Source organism: Kitasatospora sp. NPDC001225, assembly GCF_053597855.1.
This window is the reverse complement of sequence record NZ_JBSFJC010000331.1, coordinates 1-2,829: the sequence shown is the minus strand read 5'-3', so window position 1 is coordinate 2,829 and position 2,829 is coordinate 1. Positions and strand designations below refer to the sequence as shown.

Here is a 2,829-nt window from a genome sequence, read left to right as displayed (position 1 = left end):
GCCCGCGGGCCCGAGCGCGGGCGGCGGTGGCGGCGCGGCAGGGGCCGGTGACGCGAGCTCCTGCTCCGGCACGGGCATGGCGCTGGCCGGCAACCCCGGTGCCGCGGGCGGGTCCGGTGCCGCGGGCGTCGGCGGGATCACCGGCGGTCAGGGCACGTCGGGGAACCCCGGGTCGGGCGAGTACGGCGGCCCGGGCGGCACCGGCGGGGCGGGCTCCGCCGGTGGCGCCCCGCCGGTGACCGCCGTCACCCCGCCCGCCGGCATCGGTGCCGGCGGAAGCGGGGGAACCGGCAGTGCCGGCGGGGCGGGAGGCCGGGGAGGGAACGGCGGAGGCCCGGCCCCCTACCCGAACCCTCAGTCGGGCGATCACGGGACCTCGGGCACCGGCGGCCAGCCGGGCGGACCGGCCGGCCCCGGCTACGTCCTGATCACCTGGTAGGAACCCGCCGGTCGGGGCCTTCGCCGAACACCGCCCCGCGAAGGCCCCGACCGACTGACCGGCTCCGGTGAGCAGCCGGTGTCCGGGACGACGACCTCGCGACCAGGGCCGGGCCCCGCACCGCGACCACCAGCCGGACCACTCCGCCGCCACGGTACGAGCCGGCCCCACGGACCGGTCCGCACGGTGACCGGCCCGGAGACCCGGGCCCTGGCGGAACCGAGCGCGGGTCGCACCCGCGGGCCCGTCAGCGCCCTCCCCCCCAGAACTCTCACGGAACCCTGAACCCTCCTCATGGAAGGCGAACACCATGCGCGACACGAACCACGCACCCGTTCCGACGGCCGGGGCCGGATCGCCCAGGCGGTCCGGAAGGCGCCTGATCGGTACCGCGAGCGTGCTGGCGCTGGGCTGGAGCACGCTCTGCGGTCCGCTGCCGGTGGCCTCGGCGGCCCCGACCGCGCCCACGGCCTCGAAGCCGGCGGCCAAGGCCGCGGGCGGTTCCCAGCTCTTCACCACCCCGGGGCTGGACTACTTCACCGTCCCGGCGGGAGTGACGTCCCTGACGGTCTCGCTCTGGGGAGCGGGCGGACCCGGCGGTGGCGGTGGTGGCGGCGGTGGTGCGGGCGGCGGAGGCGGCGGGGCGAGCGCCGGCGGCGACACGGGCGGTGCCGGCGGCGGGGGTGGCGGAGGCGGCGGCGGGGGCGGCGGGGGCCAGGGCGGCCAGGCCGGTACGTTCGTCACCTGTCGGCTGGACTTCGGGGGCCTGCGGGTCGACAACCTGGAGGTCAACGTCGGCGAGCCGAGGGGGGCGACCGCCGGCGGGGCGGGCGGGTCCAGCGGGTCGGGCGGCCCCGGGGACAACAAGGACGGCGGCAACGGGGGCAACGGCGCGAACGGCCAGGCCAACCCCGACCCCGCGTTCGCGGCCGACACCTACGTCTCCGCACGGTTCGTGATCCCCCTGCCCTACCTCGCGATCGCCACCGGTGGCGGCGGAGGGCACGCGGGCGGGCGCGGTGGCGGTGGCACGGGCGGCGGCGGCGCGGGCGGCTTCCTCGAACCGTACGGCAAGGGCGGGTCCGGAGGCGGCGCCGGCAGCGGAGGCTCCGGTGCTCCCGGCATCGGCCAGCAACCCTTCTGCTACGGCCCGGGGGAACAGACCACCGTCGGGGCCGTCGGCGTCAACGGCAACTCGGCGGGCTCCGGAGGCGGCGGCGACAACGGTGAGGGCGCCCTCCCCGGCGGTGTCGGCGGGTTCGGCGGCAGCGGCGGGTCCGGCGGGTACTCCGGAGGGGGCGGCACGGGCGGCGCGGCCATCGTGTCCGGCGGCTACGCGTTCGGCGCCGGCGGCCGGGGCGGCGACGGCGGGCCCGGCCACAGGGCAGGCGACGGAGGCCAGGGCGGTACGCCCGGAGTCAACGGCGGCGATCCGCAGAGCGGGGGCCCCGGCCCGCACGGCGAGAACGGCACGGGCGGAGCCCTCGGCGGAAACGGGGCCGTACTCATCCAGTGGTGACCGCGCCACCCAGCTGACACTGCCCGGCTCCGGGACCTCCACTCGGAGGACGTCGAGCACGGGAGCGACGGTCCGCACCGCGTGGTGCGGACCGTCGCTCCCGTCGTTGCCGACGCCGCGCACCGGCGCGGGCGGCCACGCTCCGCGACCCCTCCCGCGGAGCACCCCCGGGCGCGCGGCCGGGGCGGCGGCGGTAGGACGGATACGGACCCGGCCGGGAGGAGTGTCCGTGAAGATCGTCGTCGACCTCAACCGCTGCCAGGGCTACGCGCAGTGCGCGTTCCTCGCGCCCCGGGTGTTCGAGCTGCACGGCGAGGAGGCCCTGATGTACACCCCGCTGCCCGCCGTCGAGCAGCGGGAGCGCGTCCTGCGGGCCGCGGCGGCGTGTCCGGTGCAGGCCATCCTGGTCGAGGACCGCGCCGAGGCCGGGGCCGTCGGCCCAGAAAGCCCCGGCGGGGAGGGCCGGTCCGGTGTGCGGTGACCTCCGGAGTGGCCGGATCGTCGTCGTCGGCGCCTCGCTGGCCGGGCTGCGCGCCGCGGAGACGCTGCGCGACGAGGGCTTCGCCGGGCGGCTGACCGTGGTCGGCGAGGAGCGCCGACCCCCGTACGATCGTCCGCCGCTGTCCAAGCAGGTGCTGCTCGGGCGGGTGCGCGCCGGGGAGACCGCGCTGCCGCGCCGCCGCGAGGTGGACGCGGACTGGCGGCTCGGCGTCCGCGCGACCGGCGTGGACGGGGCGGCCAGGCAGGTGCTGCTCGCGACCGGCGAACGGCTGCCCTACGACCGGCTGCTGATCGCGACGGGCACCCGGGCCAGGCCCTGGCCGGACCCCGCGCAGGCCGCCCTCGACGGGGTGTTCACCCTGCGCACCGC

General features: G+C 78.7%; 3 protein-coding genes and 1 pseudogene. All 4 read left to right on the top strand.

Features of this window, described 5'->3' with window-relative positions; translation table 11 throughout:
- A pseudogene (locus tag ACWDCZ_RS40015) lies at positions 1-439 on the top strand (hypothetical protein); the annotation flags it as partial.
- Positions 440-749: 310 nt separating this feature from the next.
- Positions 750-1,958, top strand: a complete 1,209-nt coding sequence (locus ACWDCZ_RS40010) for a hypothetical protein (protein WP_449818551.1) — start codon at positions 750-752, stop codon at positions 1,956-1,958.
- A gap of 229 nt (positions 1,959-2,187) precedes the next feature.
- Positions 2,188-2,439, top strand: a complete 252-nt coding sequence (locus tag ACWDCZ_RS40005; protein WP_449818550.1) for a ferredoxin — start codon at positions 2,188-2,190, stop codon at positions 2,437-2,439.
- A partial coding sequence (locus tag ACWDCZ_RS40000; RefSeq protein WP_449818549.1) for an FAD-dependent oxidoreductase occupies positions 2,429-2,829 on the top strand: 401 nt, incomplete at its 3' end. The genes ACWDCZ_RS40005 and ACWDCZ_RS40000, both read left to right, overlap by 11 nt.